This is a genomic window from Limnobaculum xujianqingii (assembly GCF_013394855.1).
Lineage (GTDB): Bacteria > Pseudomonadota > Gammaproteobacteria > Enterobacterales > Enterobacteriaceae > Limnobaculum > Limnobaculum xujianqingii.
In genome coordinates, this window is the sequence record NZ_JABMLK010000002.1 from 975,906 (window position 1) to 995,369 (window position 19,464).

18 protein-coding genes and 1 tRNA gene are annotated in these 19,464 nt (G+C 45.1%); 18 read left to right on the top strand and 1 reads right to left on the bottom strand.

Going from position 1 to position 19,464, the window contains the following annotated elements; translation table 11 throughout:
* Positions 1–61: 61 nt before the first annotated feature.
* The gene (locus tag GOL65_RS18480) at positions 62–1,363 is read right to left on the bottom strand and encodes a citrate synthase (RefSeq protein ID WP_140918041.1); all 1,302 of its coding nucleotides are present in this window, start codon (positions 1,361–1,363) and stop codon (positions 62–64) included.
* Positions 1,364–2,044: 681 nt separating this feature from the next.
* Here GOL65_RS18480 and sucA point away from each other — a divergent pair.
* From sucA to GOL65_RS18570, 18 genes are all read left to right on the top strand, one after another.
* A complete protein-coding gene (gene sucA / locus GOL65_RS18485) occupies positions 2,045–4,855 on the top strand; it encodes a 2-oxoglutarate dehydrogenase E1 component (protein ID WP_140918040.1) in 2,811 nt (936 codons plus the stop codon).
* A 13-nt stretch (positions 4,856–4,868) separates the two neighbouring features.
* Entirely contained in the window at positions 4,869–6,095 is a 1,227-nt protein-coding gene (gene odhB, locus GOL65_RS18490; protein WP_140918039.1) for a 2-oxoglutarate dehydrogenase complex dihydrolipoyllysine-residue succinyltransferase, read from the top strand.
* A gap of 222 nt (positions 6,096–6,317) precedes the next feature.
* Positions 6,318–7,490 (top strand): ADP-forming succinate--CoA ligase subunit beta, encoded by a 1,173-nt coding sequence (sucC, locus tag GOL65_RS18495; protein WP_130591773.1) that lies wholly within the window; start codon positions 6,318–6,320, stop codon positions 7,488–7,490.
* Positions 7,490–8,395, top strand: coding sequence for a succinate--CoA ligase subunit alpha (sucD, locus tag GOL65_RS18500; protein ID WP_130591772.1), 906 nt, complete (start codon positions 7,490–7,492; stop codon positions 8,393–8,395). Before sucC ends, sucD begins: the two co-directional genes overlap by 1 nt.
* A 278-nt stretch (positions 8,396–8,673) precedes the next feature.
* The gene (locus GOL65_RS18505) at positions 8,674–9,372 is read left to right on the top strand and encodes a glycosyltransferase family 9 protein (RefSeq protein WP_140918038.1); all 699 of its coding nucleotides are present in this window, start codon (positions 8,674–8,676) and stop codon (positions 9,370–9,372) included.
* The gene (locus tag GOL65_RS18510) at positions 9,336–9,752 is read left to right on the top strand and encodes a glycosyltransferase family 9 protein (protein WP_235893717.1); all 417 of its coding nucleotides are present in this window, start codon (positions 9,336–9,338) and stop codon (positions 9,750–9,752) included. Before GOL65_RS18505 ends, GOL65_RS18510 begins: the two co-directional genes overlap by 37 nt.
* Before the next feature lie 678 nt (positions 9,753–10,430).
* Positions 10,431–12,002: a cytochrome ubiquinol oxidase subunit I gene (gene cydA / locus GOL65_RS18515; protein WP_140918036.1), complete on the top strand. Its 1,572-nt coding sequence runs from the start codon at positions 10,431–10,433 to the stop codon at positions 12,000–12,002.
* A gap of 14 nt (positions 12,003–12,016) precedes the next feature.
* Positions 12,017–13,156, top strand: coding sequence for a cytochrome d ubiquinol oxidase subunit II (cydB, locus tag GOL65_RS18520; protein ID WP_140918035.1), 1,140 nt, complete (start codon positions 12,017–12,019; stop codon positions 13,154–13,156).
* Positions 13,157–13,178: 22 nt separating this feature from the next.
* Positions 13,179–13,280: a cytochrome bd-I oxidase subunit CydX gene (gene cydX, locus GOL65_RS18525; protein ID WP_130591768.1), complete on the top strand. Its 102-nt coding sequence runs from the start codon at positions 13,179–13,181 to the stop codon at positions 13,278–13,280.
* 3 nt (positions 13,281–13,283) lie between these two features.
* Complete coding sequence (gene ybgE / locus GOL65_RS18530) at positions 13,284–13,577, top strand: cyd operon protein YbgE (RefSeq protein ID WP_140918034.1); 294 nt, start codon at positions 13,284–13,286, stop codon at positions 13,575–13,577.
* Positions 13,578–13,720: 143 nt separating this feature from the next.
* On the top strand, positions 13,721–14,125 hold the full coding sequence (gene ybgC / locus GOL65_RS18535) for a tol-pal system-associated acyl-CoA thioesterase (RefSeq protein WP_140918033.1): 405 nt from the start codon (positions 13,721–13,723) through the stop codon (positions 14,123–14,125).
* The gene (gene tolQ, locus GOL65_RS18540) at positions 14,122–14,805 is read left to right on the top strand and encodes a Tol-Pal system protein TolQ (RefSeq protein ID WP_130591765.1); all 684 of its coding nucleotides are present in this window, start codon (positions 14,122–14,124) and stop codon (positions 14,803–14,805) included. Before ybgC ends, tolQ begins: the two co-directional genes overlap by 4 nt.
* A gap of 14 nt (positions 14,806–14,819) precedes the next feature.
* Positions 14,820–15,254: a colicin uptake protein TolR gene (gene tolR / locus GOL65_RS18545; protein WP_140918032.1), complete on the top strand. Its 435-nt coding sequence runs from the start codon at positions 14,820–14,822 to the stop codon at positions 15,252–15,254.
* Between the two features lie 63 nt (positions 15,255–15,317).
* A complete protein-coding gene (gene tolA / locus GOL65_RS18550; RefSeq protein ID WP_140918031.1) occupies positions 15,318–16,370 on the top strand; it encodes a cell envelope integrity protein TolA in 1,053 nt (350 codons plus the stop codon).
* 141 nt (positions 16,371–16,511) lie between these two features.
* Complete coding sequence (tolB, locus tag GOL65_RS18555; RefSeq protein WP_140918030.1) at positions 16,512–17,804, top strand: Tol-Pal system beta propeller repeat protein TolB; 1,293 nt, start codon at positions 16,512–16,514, stop codon at positions 17,802–17,804.
* A gap of 52 nt (positions 17,805–17,856) precedes the next feature.
* On the top strand, positions 17,857–18,369 hold the full coding sequence (pal, locus tag GOL65_RS18560) for a peptidoglycan-associated lipoprotein Pal (RefSeq protein WP_130591761.1): 513 nt from the start codon (positions 17,857–17,859) through the stop codon (positions 18,367–18,369).
* A 9-nt stretch (positions 18,370–18,378) separates the two neighbouring features.
* The gene (cpoB, locus tag GOL65_RS18565) at positions 18,379–19,143 is read left to right on the top strand and encodes a cell division protein CpoB (protein WP_140918029.1); all 765 of its coding nucleotides are present in this window, start codon (positions 18,379–18,381) and stop codon (positions 19,141–19,143) included.
* Positions 19,144–19,353: 210 nt separating this feature from the next.
* Positions 19,354–19,429, top strand: a tRNA-Lys gene (locus tag GOL65_RS18570).
* Positions 19,430–19,464: the final 35 nt, after the last annotated feature.

Below are 19,464 nucleotides of genomic sequence, written 5' to 3' on the forward strand. Positions count from 1 at the left end.
CAAAAACCCCAGAGCATTACCCCGGGGTTTCCAATCTAACTAAAAGAACTTAAAACAATCTTTACGATTTATCCTGTCGCTTAGGAATCTGAGAGTGGAACTCTCTCTCAGTGTAACCATTATACAACTGACGTGGACGCGCAATACGGATGCCGTCGGTGTACATTTCATTCCAGTGGGCAATCCAACCGATAGTACGGGCGATAGCAAAGATCACCGTAAACATACTGGTTGGGATACCAATCGCTTTCAGAATAATACCGGAGTAGAAATCTACGTTTGGATAAAGTTTCTTCTCAATAAAGTACGGATCGTTCAGAGCGATATGCTCCAGCTCCATAGCGATATCTAACAGCTCATCACTAAGATTCAGCTCTTTCAGGACTTCATGGCAGCTCTCACGCATTACAGTAGCGCGTGGGTCGTGATTCTTATATACACGATGTCCGAAGCCCATCAAACGGAATGGATCGTCCTTATTTTTTGCTTTTTCAATGTACTCAGGAATACGGTCAACGCTGCCGATTTCTTCTAACATTTTCAGACAGGCTTCGTTAGCACCACCGTGAGCAGGTCCCCACAAAGAAGCAATACCCGCAGCAATACAGGCAAATGGGTTGGCACCGGATGAACCAGCGGTTCTCACCGTTGAGGTTGATGCATTTTGCTCATGGTCCGCATGCAGAATCAAAATACGATCCATTGCGCGTTCAATAACCGGATTCACTACATACTCTTCACACGGAGTCGCAAACATCATATGCAGGAAGTTACCGGCATAAGAAAGATCGTTACGTGGATAAATAAATGGCTGACCGACAGAATACTTGTAACACATCGCCGCGACAGTTGGCATTTTGGATAACAAACGGAACGCCGTGATTTCACGGTGACGTTCATTATGCACATCCAAAGAGTCATGATAGAAGGCAGCCAGAGCACCGGTCACCCCACAAAGCACCGCCATTGGGTGCGAGTCACGGCGGAAACCCTGGAACAGACGGGTAATTTGCTCATGAATCATGGTGTGGCGCGTAACAATCTCTTTAAAAGTAGCAAACTGTTCTGGTGTTGGGGTTTCACCATACATCAGAATGTAGCAAACCTCTAAATAAGTTGAGTTCTTTGCCAGCTGGGCAATAGGAAAACCACGGTGTAAAAGAACACCTTCATTACCATCAATAAAGGTGATTTGAGATTCACAGGACGCGGTGGATAGGTAACCCGGATCATAGGTAAACAGTCCTTTTGAACCCAATGTTCTTACGTCTAAAACGTCTTCGCCCAGGGTACCTGATAATATGGGTAGCTCAATACTTCTGCCATCATCAAAGACTAACGTTGCTTTTTTTTCTACAGCCATGATTGTCTCCATAATTAATTCAGGTTAAGGGATTCTGGCAATTTGTTAGCGGTGAAACTGCCGATTGCCTTTCCTATAAACAACTTGCTAATACAGTTGCATAAATTTAGACCATCGTGAAGATTAATTTTACTTTTTTTTTACAATTTAATGCTGCGTTAGCATTTATTTAACATATTAGATGATGTCTTTCACATAAACTTATTGTTTTTAATGGTTTTTTTATGATTGTGATCGTTGTCACTATTTAAGTAAATTGTTATCAATCTGTTTTTATTTGAATTGTATTTGTAAAATGAGGCTTCTATACTCATGGACACTTCCTGGGCGGGGTGTGCAACCTTTAGTCAGAAAAAGTGGGTTGTACCTCGTTAGTTGGATATCTGGCAAAGAGTGATTTTTTGAACATAACAATTGATATCACAAAGGGTTATGTTCAGAGAGATAATCTGTTTTAATAGGGGAACGTGATTGTAATGAGGTGCTAAATTTCGTTGCAATACGTACCAATTGTAAGCAGCAACAATCGTTTTACCAGTGCTGGATAAAAGTGGATCAAACAACTCTCTTTTAACAGTTCATTAAAATAAGCTTGTTAGCTTTTAGTAACAACGCGTTAGAGAAGAGAGTAGCGGGTTCATGTCGCAACACATACTGAAGCATGAAGCTTAAGAGGTCATAATGCAGAACGGCGCAATAAAGACTTGGTTAGACTCATCCTACCTTGCTGGTGCAAACCAGTCTTACATAGAGCAGCTCTACGAGGATTATCTGACGGATCCTGATTCTATCGATGAGAGCTGGAGAAAAATTTTCGATAAACTGCCTACTGATGTATTAAGCCCGGATCAATTCCATTCAACCACACGTGATTATTTCCGTCGGTTAGCGAAAGATGCCAAACGTTACACCTCTAACGTTAGCGACCCGGAGAACGACGCTAAACAAGTTAAAGTACTACAGCTTATTAACGCCTTCCGCTTCCGCGGCCATCAGAATGCCAATCTTGACCCTATTAAATTACGCTATAAAGAGCCGGTGCTCGAGCTTGACCCTGCCTACCATAATTTAACTGAAGAAGATATGCAGGAAACCTTTAACGTTGGCTCTTTTGCCATCGGTAAAGAGACCATGAAGCTCAGCGACCTTTATCAGGCTCTGAAACAAACCTATTGTGATTCTATTGGTGCAGAGTACATGCACATTACCAACACAGAAGAGAAACGCTGGATCCAACAGCGTCTGGAATCTGTTGTAGGTCGTGGTACTTATAGTAAAGAAGAAAAGAAATGCTTCCTGCAGGAACTGACAGCAGCAGAAGGGCTGGAGCGCTATCTGGGTGCTAAATACCCTGGAGCCAAGCGTTTCTCGCTGGAAGGTGGTGATGCGCTGATTCCAATGCTGAAAGAGATGGTGCGTCACGCAGCCAGAAATGATGCCAAAGAAGTGGTTCTGGGCATGGCTCACCGCGGTCGTCTTAACGTATTGATTAACCTGCTGGGTAAACGCCCGGGCGATCTGTTTGATGAGTTTGCCGGTATCCATAAAGAGCATCTTGGCGCTGGTGACGTTAAGTACCATCAGGGTTTCTCATCTGATTTCGAAACTGACGGCAACCGTGTCCACCTGACGCTGGCATTTAACCCATCGCATCTGGAAATCGTAAGTCCGGTAGTTATTGGCTCGGTTCGCGCCCGTCGCGATCGACTGAATGCCACTGGCAGCAGCAATCAGGTTTTACCTATTACTATCCACGGTGACGCGGCGGTGATTGGGCAGGGCATCGTTCAGGAAACGCTGAATATGTCTCAGGTTCGTGCCTATGAAGTAGGTGGAACCGTACGTATCGTGATTAACAACCAAATCGGCTTTACTACCTCATTCCCTCAGGATGTGCGTTCAACAGAATACTGTACCGACATCGCTAAAATGATTCAGGCACCGATTTTCCACGTTAATGCTGACGATCCTGAAGCGGTGGCGTTTGTGACGCGTCTGGCACTGGATTACCGCAATACCTTTAAACGTGATGTGATGATCGATTTGCTGTGTTATCGCCGTCATGGTCATAACGAAGCGGATGAGCCAAGTGCAACCCAGCCAATGATGTACACCAAAATCAGAAAACAGCCTACGCCACGTAAGGTGTATGCCGATCGACTGATTGAAAATAATGTGGTTACCGCGGAAGAAGTCACCGAAATGGTGAACCTGTATCGTGATGCGTTGGATCGCGGTGAGTGTGTGGTTGAAGAATGGCGTCCACTGAGCACCCATTCAATGACCTGGGCACCTTACCTGAATCACGAGTGGGATGAAGAGTATGCCAATACCGTTGAGGTGAAACGTTTGCAGGATCTGGCTCGCCGTATTAGTCAGGTTCCTGAAAGTGTTGAACTTCACCCCCGGGTTGCCAAAATTTATGAAGATCGTGCTCTGATGGCTGAAGGTGAAAAGCCATTTGACTGGGGCGCTGCAGAAAATCTGGCTTATGCAACATTGGTTGATGAGAGCACACCGGTGCGTATTTCAGGTGAAGACTCTGGTCGTGGCACTTTCTTCCATCGCCATGCGGTAGTGCATAACCAAAAAGATGGTTCCTACTATATTCCTTTGGCCAACATCCATAACGGTCAGAGCGAATTTCAGGTATGGGACTCAGTACTGAGTGAGGCTGGTGTTCTGGCGTTCGAATATGGTTATGCCAGTGCAGACCCTCGCACGCTGACCATTTGGGAAGCGCAGTTTGGTGATTTCGCCAACGGTGCTCAAGTAGTTATCGACCAGTTCATTAGCTCCGGAGAGCAGAAATGGGGCCGTATGTGTGGTCTGGTAATGTTACTGCCGCACGGTTATGAAGGTCAGGGTCCTGAGCACTCCTCTGCGCGTCTGGAACGTTACCTGCAACTCTGTGCCGAACAGAATATTCAGGTTTGTATACCGTCTACACCGGCTCAGGTTTATCACATGTTACGCCGTCAGGCACTGCGTGGTATGCGTCGTCCACTGGTGGTGATGTCACCGAAATCACTGCTGCGTCATCCATTAGCGATCTCTTCGCTGGATGAACTGGCAAATGGTTCGTTCCAACCGGCTATTGGTGAAATAGATAATCTGAATCCGAAACAGGTAAAACGCGTGGTAATGTGTTCCGGTAAGGTTTATTTCGACTTGCTGGAGCAGCGCCGGGCGAGTGGAAAAAGCGATGTGGCGATTATCCGTATCGAGCAGCTGTATCCATTCCCTCATCAGGCCATGCAAAATGCTTTACAGGATTACGCCCACGTCAAAGATTTTATCTGGTGTCAGGAAGAGCCTTTAAATCAGGGAGCCTGGTACTGTAGCCAGCATAATATTCGTGACGTGATCCCTGAAGGTGCAACGCTGAAGTATGCCGGACGCCCTGCATCCGCTTCTCCGGCAGTAGGTTATATGTCCGTGCACCAGGAACAGCAAAAGAAACTGGTTGAAGACGCGCTTAACGTAAAATGAATAAGGATAAAAAATGAGTAACATAGACATTCTCGTTCCAGACCTTCCTGAATCCGTTGCGGATGCTACTGTTGCGACGTGGCACAAAAAACCAGGCGACAGCGTTGAGCGTGATGAAGTACTGGTTGAGATTGAAACAGATAAAGTGGTACTGGAAGTTCCTGCTCTGGAATCCGGTGTGCTTGATGCCATCGTAGAAGAAGAGGGTGCAACCGTAACCTCTCGCCAGCTGCTGGGACGTTTACGTCCGGGCGATATTACTGGTCAACAAGTTACCGGTACGCCTCAAGTGACAGAAACGACACCGGCTCAACGCCAGACTGCCAGTCTGGAAGAGGGTAGTAACGATGCCCTGAGCCCGGCAGTTCGCCGTCTGATTGCTGAACATGGTTTGGATGCTAACACCATTAAAGGTTCGGGTGTTGGTGGTCGTATCAGCCGTGAAGACGTTACTCAGCACATTGCTCAACAGAAAACCGGTGCAGCTAAACCTGCAGCCAGTGCAGAAGCTAAAAAAGCTGACAGCAGTGCTTTATCGCATCGTAGCGAAAAACGCGTACCAATGACTCGCTTACGTAAGCGTATCGCAGAACGTCTGCTGGAAGCGAAAAACAATACCGCGATGTTGACTACTTTCAACGAAGTGAACATGAAACCGATCATGGATCTGCGTAAGCAGTACGGTGATGATTTTGAAAAACGTCACGGCGTACGTTTAGGTTTTATGTCCTTCTATCTGAAAGCGGTAGTTGAAGCACTGAAGCGTTTCCCTGAAGTTAACGCCTCTATTGACGGTGAAGATGTGGTGTATCACAACTACTTCGACGTCAGTATTGCGGTATCAACACCGCGTGGTCTGGTAACTCCGGTACTGCGTGATGTTGATTCGCTCAGCATGGCTGATATTGAGAAAAGTATTAAGGATCTCGCGGTTAAAGGCCGTGATGGTAAGTTGACCGTAGAAGACTTAACCGGAGGTAATTTCACTATTACTAACGGCGGCGTTTTTGGGTCATTAATGTCTACACCAATTATTAACCCACCTCAGAGTGCTATTTTAGGTATGCACGCTATCAAAGATCGCCCAATGGCGGTTAATGGTCAGGTTGTGATTTTACCCATGATGTATTTAGCGCTCTCTTATGATCACCGTCTGATTGATGGTCGTGAGTCGGTGAGTTTCCTGGTGGCAATCAAAGATATGCTGGAAGATCCTACTCGTTTACTGTTAGACGTTTAGGTCTTATACCGGTTTAAGCGTTAAGTCGACACATATGTAGCCACGGGATTTGTGGCTACATAGCTACATTAAGTTAAGGACGATAGGTACCTATTCTCTGAAGTGTAATGAGAGTACATATCAGAATGAGTGTGTTTTCGAACTGAGTATTCGCTCAGCAAGCGGTATCTTTAGTGTCGAGAGGCGCAGTTCTTTAATCCCTACAATAATGGATAGAACATCATGAACCTACATGAGTATCAGGCAAAACAGCTTTTTGCTCGGTATCGCTTACCGGTACCAACAGGCTATGCCTGTAGTACGGCACAGGAAACGGTCGAAGCAGCAGAAAAGATCGGTCAGGGTCCTTGGGTAGTTAAGTGTCAGGTACATACCGGTGGTCGCGGTAAATCCGGTGGTGTAAAGCTGGCTAAAACGAAAGAAGAAGTTCGTGAATTTGCCGATCGTTGGTTAGGCCAGCGTCTGGCAACTTATCAGACTGATGCAGCAGGCTTACCGGTGAACCAGATTCTGGTTGAAACGGCTACTGATATCGATCGCGAGCTTTATTTAGGTGCGGTTATTGATCGCAGCTCTCGTCGCGTAGTTTTCATGGCTTCAACGGAAGGTGGCGTTGAAATCGAGAAAGTTGCGGAAGAGACACCACATCTGATTCACAAAATGGTTTTAGATCCATTAACTGGCCCGATGCCTTATCAGGGCAGAGAGCTGGCGTTTAAACTGGGTTTAACCGGTAAACAGGTTAATCAATTTACTAATATCTTTGTTGGTTTAGGCAATCTGTTCCTGCAATGCGATCTGTCTCTGGTGGAGATTAACCCACTGGTGGTTACCGGTTCCGGCGAGCTAATCTGTCTGGATGGCAAACTGGATGTGGATAGCAATGCGCTATATCGCCAGCAAGAACTGCGTGATATGCGCGATCCAAGCCAGGAAGATGAGCGTGAAGCGCATGCAGCGGAGTGGGAGTTAAACTACGTTGCTCTGGACGGTAATATTGGTTGTATGGTCAATGGTGCTGGTCTGGCGATGGGTACCATGGATATCGTTAAGCTTCACGGTGGCGAACCGGCTAACTTCCTTGATGTGGGCGGTGGCGCAACCAAAGAACGCGTTAGCGAAGCATTTAAGATCATTTTGTCAGACGAAAAAGTAAAAGCGGTATTCGTTAATATCTTTGGCGGCATTGTTCGTTGTGACCTGATTGCTGACGGTATTATCAGCGCTGTTGAAGACGTTGGTGTTAACGTACCGGTAGTTGTTCGTCTGGAAGGTAATAACGCTGAACTGGGTGTTAAAAAACTCAGTGCCAGTGGCCTGAATATTATTGGTGCAGCCAGCCTGACCGATGCGGCTCAGCGTGTGGTCAGTGTAGCAGCCGGGGAGGTTCGATAATGTCCATTCTGATAGATAAAGATACTAAAGTCATTTGTCAGGGTTTTACCGGCAGTCAGGGTACATTCCATTCTGAACAGGCACTGGAATATGGTACTAAGTTGGTTGGCGGCGTGACCCCGGGTAAGGGCGGCACCACGCATTTAGGGTTACCGGTATTTAATACCGTTCGCGAAGCAGTTGAAGCCACAGGCGCTACTGCATCAGTAATCTATGTACCGGCACCATTCTGTAAAGACTCTATCCTTGAAGCCGCTGAAGCAGGTATTAAGCTAATCATCTGTATTACCGAAGGTATTCCGGTGCTGGATATGCTGACGGTAAAAGTAAAAGTCGATCAGTTAGGCGTGCGTATGATTGGCCCTAACTGTCCGGGTGTGATTACACCGGGAGCCTGTAAGATTGGTATTATGCCAGGCCATATTCATAAACCAGGTAATGTGGGTATCGTATCCCGTTCAGGTACATTGACCTATGAAGCGGTGAAGCAAACTACTGATGCCGGATTTGGTCAGTCAAGCTGCGTAGGCATTGGTGGCGATCCAATTCCAGGCTCTAACTTTATTGATATCCTGAAGCTGTTTGAACAAGATCCACAAACTGAAGCCATTGTAATGATTGGTGAGATTGGTGGTTCTGCCGAAGAAGAAGCGGCTCATTACATTAAGCACCATGTTACCAAACCGGTCATTGGCTATATTGCCGGCGTCACGGCTCCTAAAGGTAAACGCATGGGGCATGCGGGTGCCATTATCGCTGGTGGTAAAGGTACTGCTGATGAGAAGTTTGCTGCACTGGAAGCGGCAGGCGTACGTACTGTACGTAGTCTGGCGGACATCGGTGAAGCAGTCAAAGCTTCGCTGGGAGCTCATGCAGCAAAAAAGATCTCCGCTGAAGTGAATTGATAATAAAAATCACTTCATGACCGTTTGTAAAAAAGCCGCTTATGCGGCTTTTTTATTGTCTCTGATTTACTATTTTTGGGGTACCCATGTTAGTTTTACTATAAAAATCAATAAGGATTACTCAAATTATATTATTTATTATAATAATCTTTTGAAGTTATATAATTGTTTATAATAATATTTGTATGTAAGTGTTCATAATTTGAGACGTAAAGCTCATTTTTTGTAGGCGACATATTAGGTTGCAACTTTTATCAGAGTCCATGATAAGGATTGTTATGAGTAAGTTATTAAAGCAGAAGTTGGCCGCTCTTTTTATTACCGCTTATCGGCTAACTGGCTTTCGGGTTAAAAAATATCAACAACCTTCAGATATCTCTGATCTAAAGAATATTGCTATTTTTTCAACTACAGCATTAGGGGATTTTCTTCTCAATACGCCAGCAATTGCAGCTATTCGAAAAAGATATCCTGACGCCAATATCACAATGGTTGTTCACCAACGAAATGCTTTACTGGTTGAAGGCAGTGATATGTTCAGAGATGTCCTCTATTGGGATGGTAAACTGAATGGGTTACTGAAATTAGTTAAAGCATTAAGACTCCGTCATCTTGATGCGGTGTTTCTACTGCACTCCAGAGCGCCTTATGACATTGTGTCAGCAACGCTGGCAAATTCAGAAATTATTGTTAAAGACGTTTATTACAACGATTATTTAGGACGACCAACCTTTTATCTCAATTCTTTTTTATCAGTGCCAGGCCATAAACGGTTTAATGATGTGCATCTTATCCATAAAAAAGCGGAGTTACTGGAGAGTATTGGAATCAGCTTTCCTTCAGTAGAAATGATGATCCCCGTTGAATATATTCCTGAGAAAAAAATAGAAAAACTGTCGGAATTCATCCAGGTGCCTCTTCAGCAGAGCGATGCTGGCCGATTGAGTCATTTGCTATTGTTGCCACACAAATTCTGAATAAGTTTCCTGATATTGATATCGAACTTCTCGGTGGGGCGGGGGAGATTGAACGCAATAATCAGCTAATACAACTATTACTTCCCTTTAGTGAACGAGTAATAAATTCAGCCGGAAAAACAAATTTGAAGCAACTGGTTGAAAAGATAGCTTCTCTTCAATGCCTGATTGTTGGTGATACGGGTCCTTTACACATAGCTATTGCGGTTAAGACGCCAACTGTTGTTATGTTTCGGGGTATGAAACATGCTGCGGGTACCAGGCCATTGCAGGATTTAGCTTTGCATAAGGTATTGATTGCTGAAGAGGGGGCAGATTTATCATCAATTAAGCCAGATGATATTCTGAAAGAAGTTTATGAAATAATATCATCTGAATAGTTTTTTATTTCACTATTACAGGATGTAAAATCACGATATCCATTTTACTGCTGCTATCTTGCTATTACAGGGTAGGATTACAGCAGTTTCCTCGCATTCTACTATTCTTTTTCTATTGGTATTTTAATTTCTATCCAATAGGGTCGCTTATTAATTTGAACATCAATTTTTAATGAAAAGCATTAAATGTTGCTTTAATGTTTAAGATTGTGTTTTTATGTTAATTTATTGTAGTGAATTAATCTTTTTATTTAGTATAAATCGCCAAAATAGTAATTAAATGGAATTGAAAAATATTAAATCTATGGTGTAATTAGCGAAAATTGTTCTACATCAATTTTTATGCATGTGTGTTACATACCGATTTTGATTTGAGTTCACAATTCTGATTTTATTGTGAAATACCTATTTATTGTAAGGGATTAGAAGCGTAGTATTTAACGTGTGTTATTGGGTTGTATAAGTTAATAGGTGTTTATGTTCAACAGGGCACAGCGTGGATGGATAGTTAAACGCTGTATGACTATTAGAATAGTTGATGAAACAAATATTGCTTACAGATTGATGTAAATTGATTTTTTAAGGCATTCACCTCTGGTGAGTAATGGGTGTAAGACAACAGGTACAGCAGCAGTTTGGGTTGTTATTGTTTGTCTTCCTGAGGAGCAAGGAGTCAAGATGTTTGATATCGTCGAACTATCACGATTACAGTTTGCCCTGACGGCAATGTACCACTTCCTGTTTGTCCCACTGACGCTAGGTATGGCGTTTTTGTTGGCAGTCATGGAATCGGTATATGTGCTGACAGGTAAGCAAATATATAAAGATATGACCAGATTCTGGGGCAAGTTATTCGGTATTAACTTTGCTCTGGGTGTGGCCACGGGTTTAACCATGGAGTTCCAGTTTGGTACAAACTGGTCTTACTATTCTCATTATGTAGGGGATATCTTCGGTGCGCCTCTGGCGATTGAAGGTCTGATGGCGTTCTTCCTGGAATCAACGTTAGTCGGTTTGTTCTTCTTCGGTTGGGATCGTTTAAGTAAGGTTCAACATTTAGCAGTAACCTGGTTTGTTGCTTTAGGTTCTAACCTTTCTGCACTGTGGATTCTTGTGGCAAACGGCTGGATGCAGAATCCAGTTGCATCAGAATTTAACTTTGAAACCATGCGTATGGAAATGCTTAGCTTCTCGGAGCTGGTATTAAACCCTGTTGCGCAGGTTAAATTCGTTCATACCGTCTCTGCTGGTTATGTAACCGGTTCGATGTTTATTCTTGGCATTAGCGCATTCTACTTACTGAAAAAACGCGACCTGCCATTTGCCAAGCGTTCATTTGCTATCGCTGCCTGTTTTGGCCTGGCTTCAACCCTGTCAGTTATCCTGTTAGGAGATGAATCTGGTTATGAGTTAGGTGATGTACAGCGCGTGAAGCTGGCTGCTATTGAAGCTGAATGGGAAACACAGCCTGCTCCGGCAGCATTCAACATCATTAGCCTTCCGGATCAAAAAGAGATGAAGAACCACTATGCTCTCGAAATCCCCTATGCTTTAGGGATTATCGCGACGCGTTCTTTAGATCAACAAATCACCGGTCTGAAAGATCTGATGACAGAAAACGAGTTACGTATTCGTAACGGCGTTACTGCTTATCAAATGCTGGAAAAAATGCGTGCAGGGGATAAAGACCCGGCAGTACGTGCAGCCTTTGACCAGACTAAAAAAGATTTGGGATACGGTATCCTGCTGCAAACGCAAGCTAAAGATATCAACAACGCAACAGAGGCTGAAATTAAAGCCGCTGCTGCCAGCACTATTCCAGAAGTGGCTCCGCTTTACTTCTCATTCCGTATCATGGTTGCCTGTGGATTCCTGATGCTGCTGATTATCGGCATCGCGGTATACCAGGTTGCACGTAACCGCATCGGTGAGAAACCATGGTTGCTTCGTTTAGCACTGTACGGTATTCCATTACCGTGGATTGCTTGTGAAGCCGGCTGGTTCGTTGCTGAGTATGGTCGTCAACCATGGGCGATTGCTGATGTTCTGCCAATTGCGGCGGCAACATCACACCTGACTACGGGTGACTTGTGGTTCTCAATCATCCTGATTTGCGGACTGTACACACTGTTCCTCATTGCGGAAATGTACTTAATGTTTAAATATGCGCGTCTGGGCCCAAGTAGCCTGAAAACAGGACGTTACCATTTTGAACAAAGCAGTGCCGCATTAGCGCAAGAAACACGGTAAACAGGAGTCCAGACATGTTAGATTACGATACATTACGATTTATCTGGTGGCTGTTGGTTGGCGTGTTACTGGTAGGTTTCGCCATTACCGATGGTTTTGATATGGGCGTCGGTATCCTTGTTCCTATTATCGGTAAGACCAATACTGAACGTCGTATTATGATTAACAGTATTGCTCCTCACTGGGATGGTAACCAGGTATGGCTGATCACCGCTGGTGGTGCGCTGTTTGCTGCATGGCCACAAGCTTACGCTGCTGCGTTCTCCGGTTTCTATATTGCGATGATTCTGGTTCTGGCGGCGTTATTCTTCCGTCCGGTTGGTTTCGACTATCGCGGTAAAGTTGAAGATCAACGTTGGCGTAACCTGTGGGATGGCGGCATCTTCTTTGGTAGCTTCGTCCCGGCACTGGTGTTCGGTGTGGCCTTTGGTAACCTGTTACAGGGCGTACCATTCAACATCGACAGCATGTCCCGTTTAACTTACACCGGTAATTTCTTCCAACTGCTGAATCCGTTTGCACTGGTTGCTGGCGTGGTTAGCCTGATGATGTTAGTGACTCAGGGTGCTGCATGGTTACAGATGAAGACTACTGCAGAGCTGCGTTTACGCGCTTGTGCCGCAACGCAAATTGGTGCTTTAGTGGTACTGATTGCTTTTGCAGCAGCAGGTGCCTGGGTGGTTTATGGTATCGATGGTTATGTAGTAACCTCGGCACTGGATTATACCGCTCCTTCTGATCCACTGAACAAGCAAGTTGCCGTTCAGGCGGGTGCATGGCTGATTAACTATAACAACTATCCAATTCTGTGGGCTGTGCCTGCGTTAGGTGTGGTGTTACCGTTACTGACCATCATCAGCTCTCGTTGTAACAGCAGTGGTATGGCATTCCTGTTCTCATCATTGACCATTGCTTGTGTTATCTTTACGGCGGGGATCACCATGTTCCCATTCATCATGCCGTCAAATATTAACCCAAGCGTTAGTCTGACTATGTGGGATGCGACTTCAAGTCACCTGACTCTGACAGTAATGACCTTTGTTGCGCTGATTTTTGTTCCAATCGTGTTGATTTATACGATTTGGAGTTACGTGAAAATGTTCGGTCGTCTCGATAAGAAACATATCGAAGACAACCACGCTTCACTGTATTGATATCAACATAAGGAGCAAAACAATGTGGTATTTTGCCTGGAGTCTCGGTACGTTGCTTGCCTGTGCATGTGGTATCATCGGTGCAGTATGGTATGAAACTAACAACGGAAACAAAGACGAATAAATAATGGGTACTGTGTTTAATAAACTGTACGCTATTATGGACAAGGGCCCGTTTCGGGCCCTTTCTTTAATCTTAGCGTTTTCACTGGCTTTTTGTGTTTTCTGGGATCCTGCCCGGTTTGCAGCGAAGACCAGTTCTATTGAGATATGGCAAAGTTTTCTGATCATGTGGGCCATATGCACCGGGATTATCCACGGGGTAGGGTTCCGCCCCCGGAGAATTCGCTGGAAAGCTGTTTTCACACCGCTTCCTGCAATTGCGATCTTGATCGCAGGTTTGGCTTACTTTTTGTCATAAGCTCATTTCCACATAGCAAAAATAATGGTCAGTTTTTCTAACTGAGAATTATTTTGCTCTCATCAGCAGCTTCCCATTCCCAAGAGGTTTGCTCTTGCGTATAGTATCAGTCGGTTAGTTATAGAGTCAGACTGGATATATTTGTGAGTAACTTGCTGTTCAAATGGCCCGTTCGGGTCTATTTTGAAGACACTGACGCAGGCGGTGTAGTTTATCACGCCCGTTATGTGGCCTTTTATGAAAGAGCGCGCACTGAGATGCTGCGCCAATACAATTATAATCAGCAACAATTGCTGAGTGAGCATGTCGCTTTCGCTGTTCGTCGTATGGCCGTTGAGTATATTTTTCCTGCTCGTCTTGATGACATGCTGGAGATTGAAACTGAAGTCGTGGCTATTGGCGGCGCATCCCTTACGTTTGCACAACGCATCTTTGACCAACATGGTAAATTATTAAGCCAGGCAGATGTGTTAGTAGCATGTGTTGATTCACACTTGATGAAGCCAATGAAGCTTCCCAGGTCTATTGTCGCGGAGTTAAAGAAGTGACTGACATGAATATCATGAGCCTGTTCCTTGAGGCTAGTTTACTCGTAAAATTTGTAATGCTGATCCTGGTTGGATTTTCAATTGCATCCTGGGCCATTATTATCCAACGCACCCGTATTTTAAGTACGGCGAGACGCGAAGCGGAAGCTTTTGAGGATAAATTCTGGTCTGGTATTGATTTGTCTCGTTTGTATCAGGAAAGCAACACCCGTCGCGATGAGTTGGGTGGTTCTGAACAAATTTTCTATTCTGGTTTTAAAGAATTTGCTCGCCTGCACCGCGCTAACAATCACGCGCCGGAAGCAGCTATTGAAGGGGCAACCAGAGCAATGCGCCTTTCTCTGAATCGTGAGCTTGAAAATCTGGAAAACCATATTCCATTTCTTGGTGTGGTAGGGTCTATCAGCCCATATATCGGTCTGTTTGGTACCGTATGGGGCATTATGCACTCTTTTATCGCACTGGGCGCAGTAAAGCAGGCTACCCTGCAGATGGTTGCTCCGGGTATTGCCGAAGCATTGATCGCGACTGCGATTGGTTTGTTTGCCGCAATCCCTGCCGTAATGGCACATAACCGCCTTAGCTTACGTGTATTTAAGCTCGAGCAGAATTATGACAACTTTATGGAAGAGTTCACCACAATTCTCCATCGTCAGGCATTCTCTACAGAGACTAAATAAGTAAGGGGGCTAGCGTGGCGTATAAACGTACATCTCGGCGCAGTAGCACGGGTAAAACGGCGGAAATAAACATTGTTCCGCTGCTAGACGTATTGTTAGTGCTGTTGTTGATTTTTATGGCAACCGCACCAATTATTACCCAAAGTGTAGAGGTCGATTTACCAGATGCATCCGACTCTAAAGCAGTCTCTACGGATAATAAACCGCCTGTTATTGTCGAAGTATCTGGAGTGGGGCAATATGCATTAGTGGTTGATAAAGAACGTATTGAGCAAATCCCTGAACAACAGGTGATCGCGGAAGCACAGGCACGGTTAAAGGAAGATCCAAAAACAGTATTTTTAATCGGTGGCGCTAAAGAAGTTCCCTATGATGAAGTTATTAAAGCGTTAAATATGCTTCATCGTGCAGGTGTAACCTCTGTTGGGTTGATGACTCAACCGATATAATGGTGAGTCTGGCTTAGTTAAGCTAGCGGTCTTGTCAGTTCATTTGTTTTTTGGAAGCAGCGAGTGGTAAAGGCAACAGAGCACGAAGATAAATTAAACCGTTCCGTAATGGTTTCGATAATTTTGCATATCCTGGTGATTGGCTTATTGGCGATCGGCGCGTTTATGCAAAAAGATATCCTGACCGGCGGGGGCGGTGGTGGCTCAGTTATTGACGCTGTGATGGTCGATCCTAATGCGATGGCGCAACAGTACGAACGCCAGCAGCAACAAAAATCAGATGCCAAGCGGGCAGAGAAGCTCAGACAGCAGGAAGTTGATCGTCAGGCTGAAGAGCAACGTCAACAGCAGGCCGCAGAGCAGCAACGCCTGAAGCAGTTGGAAAAAGATCGTCTGGCTGCTCAGGAAGCAGCAAAGAAGCAGGCAGATCAACAGCAACAGGCTGAGCAGGCAGCGAAAAAAGCTCAGGAAGTACAGAAGCAAGCCGAGGCTCAGGCAGCTCAAGCTAAAGCAGAAGCAGAAGCTCAGCAAAAAGCTACGGCTGCCGCCGCAGAAGCAAGAAAGAAAGCGGAAGCTGATGCGAAAAAAGCCGCGGATGACGCTAAAAAACAGACAGAGGCATTAGCCAAACAGAAAGCAGCCGAAGATGCCAAACAAAAAGCTGCTGATGAAGCTAAGCAAAAAGCCGCTGATGATGCGAAAAAAGCGGCCGATGCTAAAAAGGCCGCAGCGGACGCTAAAAAAGCTGCCGCAGAGGTTGATGATATCTTTGGTGGACTGGCTTCCGATAAAAATGCACCATCAGCCAATGGCGCTTCCGGGGGGGGGACTAAAGCAGGAGCCACCGGTCCGGAAGTTGATGCCTATATGTCGCAGATTCAATCTGCGATCATGCGAAATTTTTATGATGCGCAACTGTACAGAGGCAAAACCTGTACGCTGCGAATCAAGTTAGCACCAGATGGAACCTTGTTTAGTGTTCAGGCAGAAGGTGGGGATCCGGCGCTTTGTCAGGTTGCATTAGTTGCAGCAAGGCAAGCGAAAATACCGAAACCACCATCAACTGCTGTGTATGAAAAGTTTAAAAACGCACCAATCGATTTTAAACCACAGTAACTGGAAGATAGATAAAGAGAAATTACGTTTTAGACTTGATTTCTGATTGGTTATAGCCAATATTTGAACGGTTTAAACGTTGTCACTTTGTTACAAACGAGCAATTTATCAAGGTCGTCAGACCGGGATAAGGGAGAGAACATGAAGCATGCATTTCGACTAGCCATGGGTTTGCTGATTTTGTGGGCATCTGTGCTACACGCTGAAGTCAGAATTGTTATTACTCAAGGCGTGGATTCAGCCAGACCAATTGGTGTGGTTCCATTTAAGTGGACTGGTACTGGCGCAGCGCCAGAAAATATCGCTGATATTATTGCTTCTGATTTAAGAAACAGCGGCAAATTTAATCCATTGGCGGCTGAACGTAACCCTCAATCACCCACCACCGTTTCTGAAGTAACTCCGGCAGCATGGTCTGCTTTAGGTATCGATGCGGTAGTGGTTGGACAAATTCAGCCAAGTGCTGATGGCGGTTATCTGGTCTCTTATCAATTGGTTGATACTTCAACGGCCAGCCCAACGGTTTTATCGCAAAACCAATATAAGATCACTAAACAATGGTTACGCTTTGCGGCTCATACTGCCAGCGATGAAACCTTTGAAAAATTAACCGGTATTAAAGGCGCATTCCGTACTCGTATTGCTTATGTAGTGCGTAAAGCGGGTGGTCAATTCCCTCATGAGCTGCGTGTGTCAGACTACGATGGTTTTAACCAATCCGTTGTTCACCGTTCACCAGAGCCGCTGATGTCTCCGGCCTGGTCTCCGGACGGTAGCAAAATTGCTTATGTAACTTTCGAAAGTGGTCGTTCTGAATTAGTGGTTCAGACATTATCCAACGGTGCAATTAAGCGCGTTGCTGCTTTCCCTCGTCACAACGGTGCTCCGGCATTCTCACCTGATGGTTCTAAACTGGCTTTTGCATTATCAAAAGATGGCAGTTTGAACTTATATGTGATGAACTTAGCTTCAGGCCAAATTACTCAGGTGACTCGCAGTCGTAGTAACGACACTGAGCCATCCTGGTATCCGGATAACCAAACTCTGGCGTACACTTCTGACCAGGGTGGACGTCCACAAATTTATAAAGTGAATATTAACGGCGGTGCGCCGGTTCGCGTTTCCTGGGAAGGTGCTCAAAATCAAGACACGGATGTATCACCAGACGGTAAGTTTATGACTATGGTGAGCTCCGCGAATGGTCAACAGCACATCGCTAAATTAGATCTGGACACAGGAGCGGTGCAAGTATTGACCGAAACCTTCCTGGATGAAACGCCGAGTATCGCACCTAACGGAACCATGATTATCTATAGTGCCACTGAAGGGCCGGGTAGCGTGTTACGTTTAGTTTCGACCGATGGGCGTTTTAAAGCGCGTCTTCCGGCAACTGAAGGTCAGGTTAAATTCCCTGCCTGGTCGCCGTATCTGTGATGCATGTTGTTAAAAATGTATGGCAATCTTATTTATTAAAGGATCGAGAAAAATGCAACTGAATAAAGTGCTGAAGGGACTGATGTTTGCGTTACCTGTTATGGCTCTGGCTGCATGTAGCAGCAGTGGTTCTGACACTGATGGTAGCCAGTCAGGTATGGGTGCTAATGGCGGTTACGGTATGGGTGGCAACAGTTCATCTCTGGATGAGCAAGCGCGTCTGACTCTGCAACAACTGCAAAGCAACAACATCGTTTACTTCGATTATGACAGCTACGATGTGCGTTCTGATTTCGCTCAAATGCTGGATGCTCATGCAGCATTCCTGCGTTCAAACCCGTCTTACAAAGTGACTATCGAAGGTCATGCGGATGAGCGTGGTACTCCGGAATACAACATCGCACTGGGCGAACGTCGTGCTAATGCGGTGAAGATGTATCTTCAGGGTAAAGGCGTATCTGGTGAGCAAATGGCTATCGTCTCTTATGGTAAAGAGAAACCTGCAGTGTTAGGTCATGACGAAGCTGCTTATGCTAAAAACCGTCGCGCAGTACTTGTTTACTAAGAGAAACTCATGAACCGTAATTTCAGATATCGTTTATTAGGTCTGTCGTTACTGGTTGGCATAGCAGCCCCTGGGGCTGCTATTGCTGCGTCAGATGATGAGCGCCTCACTCAGTTGGAGCGTATATCTAACGCACATGGGCAGTTGCTGACTCAATTGCAGCAGCAATTGTCCGATTCGCAGAGAGATATTGATAGTCTGCGTGGCCAGATCCAAACCAATCAGTATCAATTAGAACAAATTGTCGAACGACAAAAGATTATTTTGCAGCAGATAGATGAACTGGGCAGTAAAGGCGCTTCATCTGCGGCAAGTACTGCCAATACGTCATCAGCCAGTACGGCTGCGACCGCAGGCGCAACAGCAAGCACTTCAACCGGTGCCGCGGCGGCCAGTAGTGGCAATGAAAAACAGGATTACGATAATGCTGTAACCCTGGCTCTGGAGAAGAAGCAGTATGATGATGCTATCACTGCTTTCCAGAGTTTTGTAAAACAGTATCCCAATTCCAGTTATCAACCGAATGCTAATTACTGGCTTGGACAACTGAATTACAACAAAGGCAAAAAAGATGATGCGTCATACTATTTTGCTACCGTAGTAAAAAATTATCCTAAATCACCTAAAGCTTCTGAATCAATGCTGAAAGTCGGCATTATCATGCAGGAAAAAGGGGAGAAGGATAAAGCTAAAGCGGTGTATCAGCGTATTATTTCCCTGTATGCGAACAGCGCCAGCGCTAAACAAGCAGAGAAACGTTTAAGCGCTCTGTAAGCTTTTGGTTATTATAATCTGCCTGTATTTTTATCAGATTGGCTATTTTATGAGGTCAGATGGGTAAAGATCAGGCAGTTAGATGCCGAAAGGGAAAATTTTTGTTGCACAAATTCCAGAAGTGATTAATATAAGCCGCCGTTGCAGGGGATAACTGGATACAGCATCCGCATGTAACAGATAGCAAATTAGTAAAGATAGTAAAGCTTAGGGTCGTTAGCTCAGTCGGTAGAGCAGTTGACTTTTAATCAATTGGTCGCAGGTTCGAATCCTGCACGACCCACCATCTAAGCCATTTCATCTTGATTTATTTCGTTGTTA

Excerpts from the sequence above, each read along its gene's own strand:
- GOL65_RS18480 (WP_140918041.1), bottom strand. The coding sequence starts at position 1,363 with ATGGCTGTAGAAAAAAAAGCAACGTTAGTCTTTGATGATGGCAGAAGT.
- sucA (WP_140918040.1), top strand. The coding sequence starts at position 2,045 with ATGCAGAACGGCGCAATAAAGACTTGGTTAGACTCATCCTACCTTGCT.
- odhB (WP_140918039.1), top strand. The coding sequence starts at position 4,869 with ATGAGTAACATAGACATTCTCGTTCCAGACCTTCCTGAATCCGTTGCG.
- sucC (WP_130591773.1), top strand. The coding sequence starts at position 6,318 with ATGAACCTACATGAGTATCAGGCAAAACAGCTTTTTGCTCGGTATCGC.
- sucD (WP_130591772.1), top strand. The coding sequence starts at position 7,490 with ATGTCCATTCTGATAGATAAAGATACTAAAGTCATTTGTCAGGGTTTT.
- GOL65_RS18505 (WP_140918038.1), top strand. The coding sequence starts at position 8,674 with ATGAGTAAGTTATTAAAGCAGAAGTTGGCCGCTCTTTTTATTACCGCT.
- cydA (WP_140918036.1), top strand. The coding sequence starts at position 10,431 with ATGTTTGATATCGTCGAACTATCACGATTACAGTTTGCCCTGACGGCA.
- cydB (WP_140918035.1), top strand. The coding sequence starts at position 12,017 with ATGTTAGATTACGATACATTACGATTTATCTGGTGGCTGTTGGTTGGC.
- cydX (WP_130591768.1), top strand. The coding sequence starts at position 13,179 with ATGTGGTATTTTGCCTGGAGTCTCGGTACGTTGCTTGCCTGTGCATGT.
- ybgE (WP_140918034.1), top strand. The coding sequence starts at position 13,284 with ATGGGTACTGTGTTTAATAAACTGTACGCTATTATGGACAAGGGCCCG.
- tolB (WP_140918030.1), top strand. The coding sequence starts at position 16,512 with ATGAAGCATGCATTTCGACTAGCCATGGGTTTGCTGATTTTGTGGGCA.
- pal (WP_130591761.1), top strand. The coding sequence starts at position 17,857 with ATGCAACTGAATAAAGTGCTGAAGGGACTGATGTTTGCGTTACCTGTT.
- cpoB (WP_140918029.1), top strand. The coding sequence starts at position 18,379 with ATGAACCGTAATTTCAGATATCGTTTATTAGGTCTGTCGTTACTGGTT.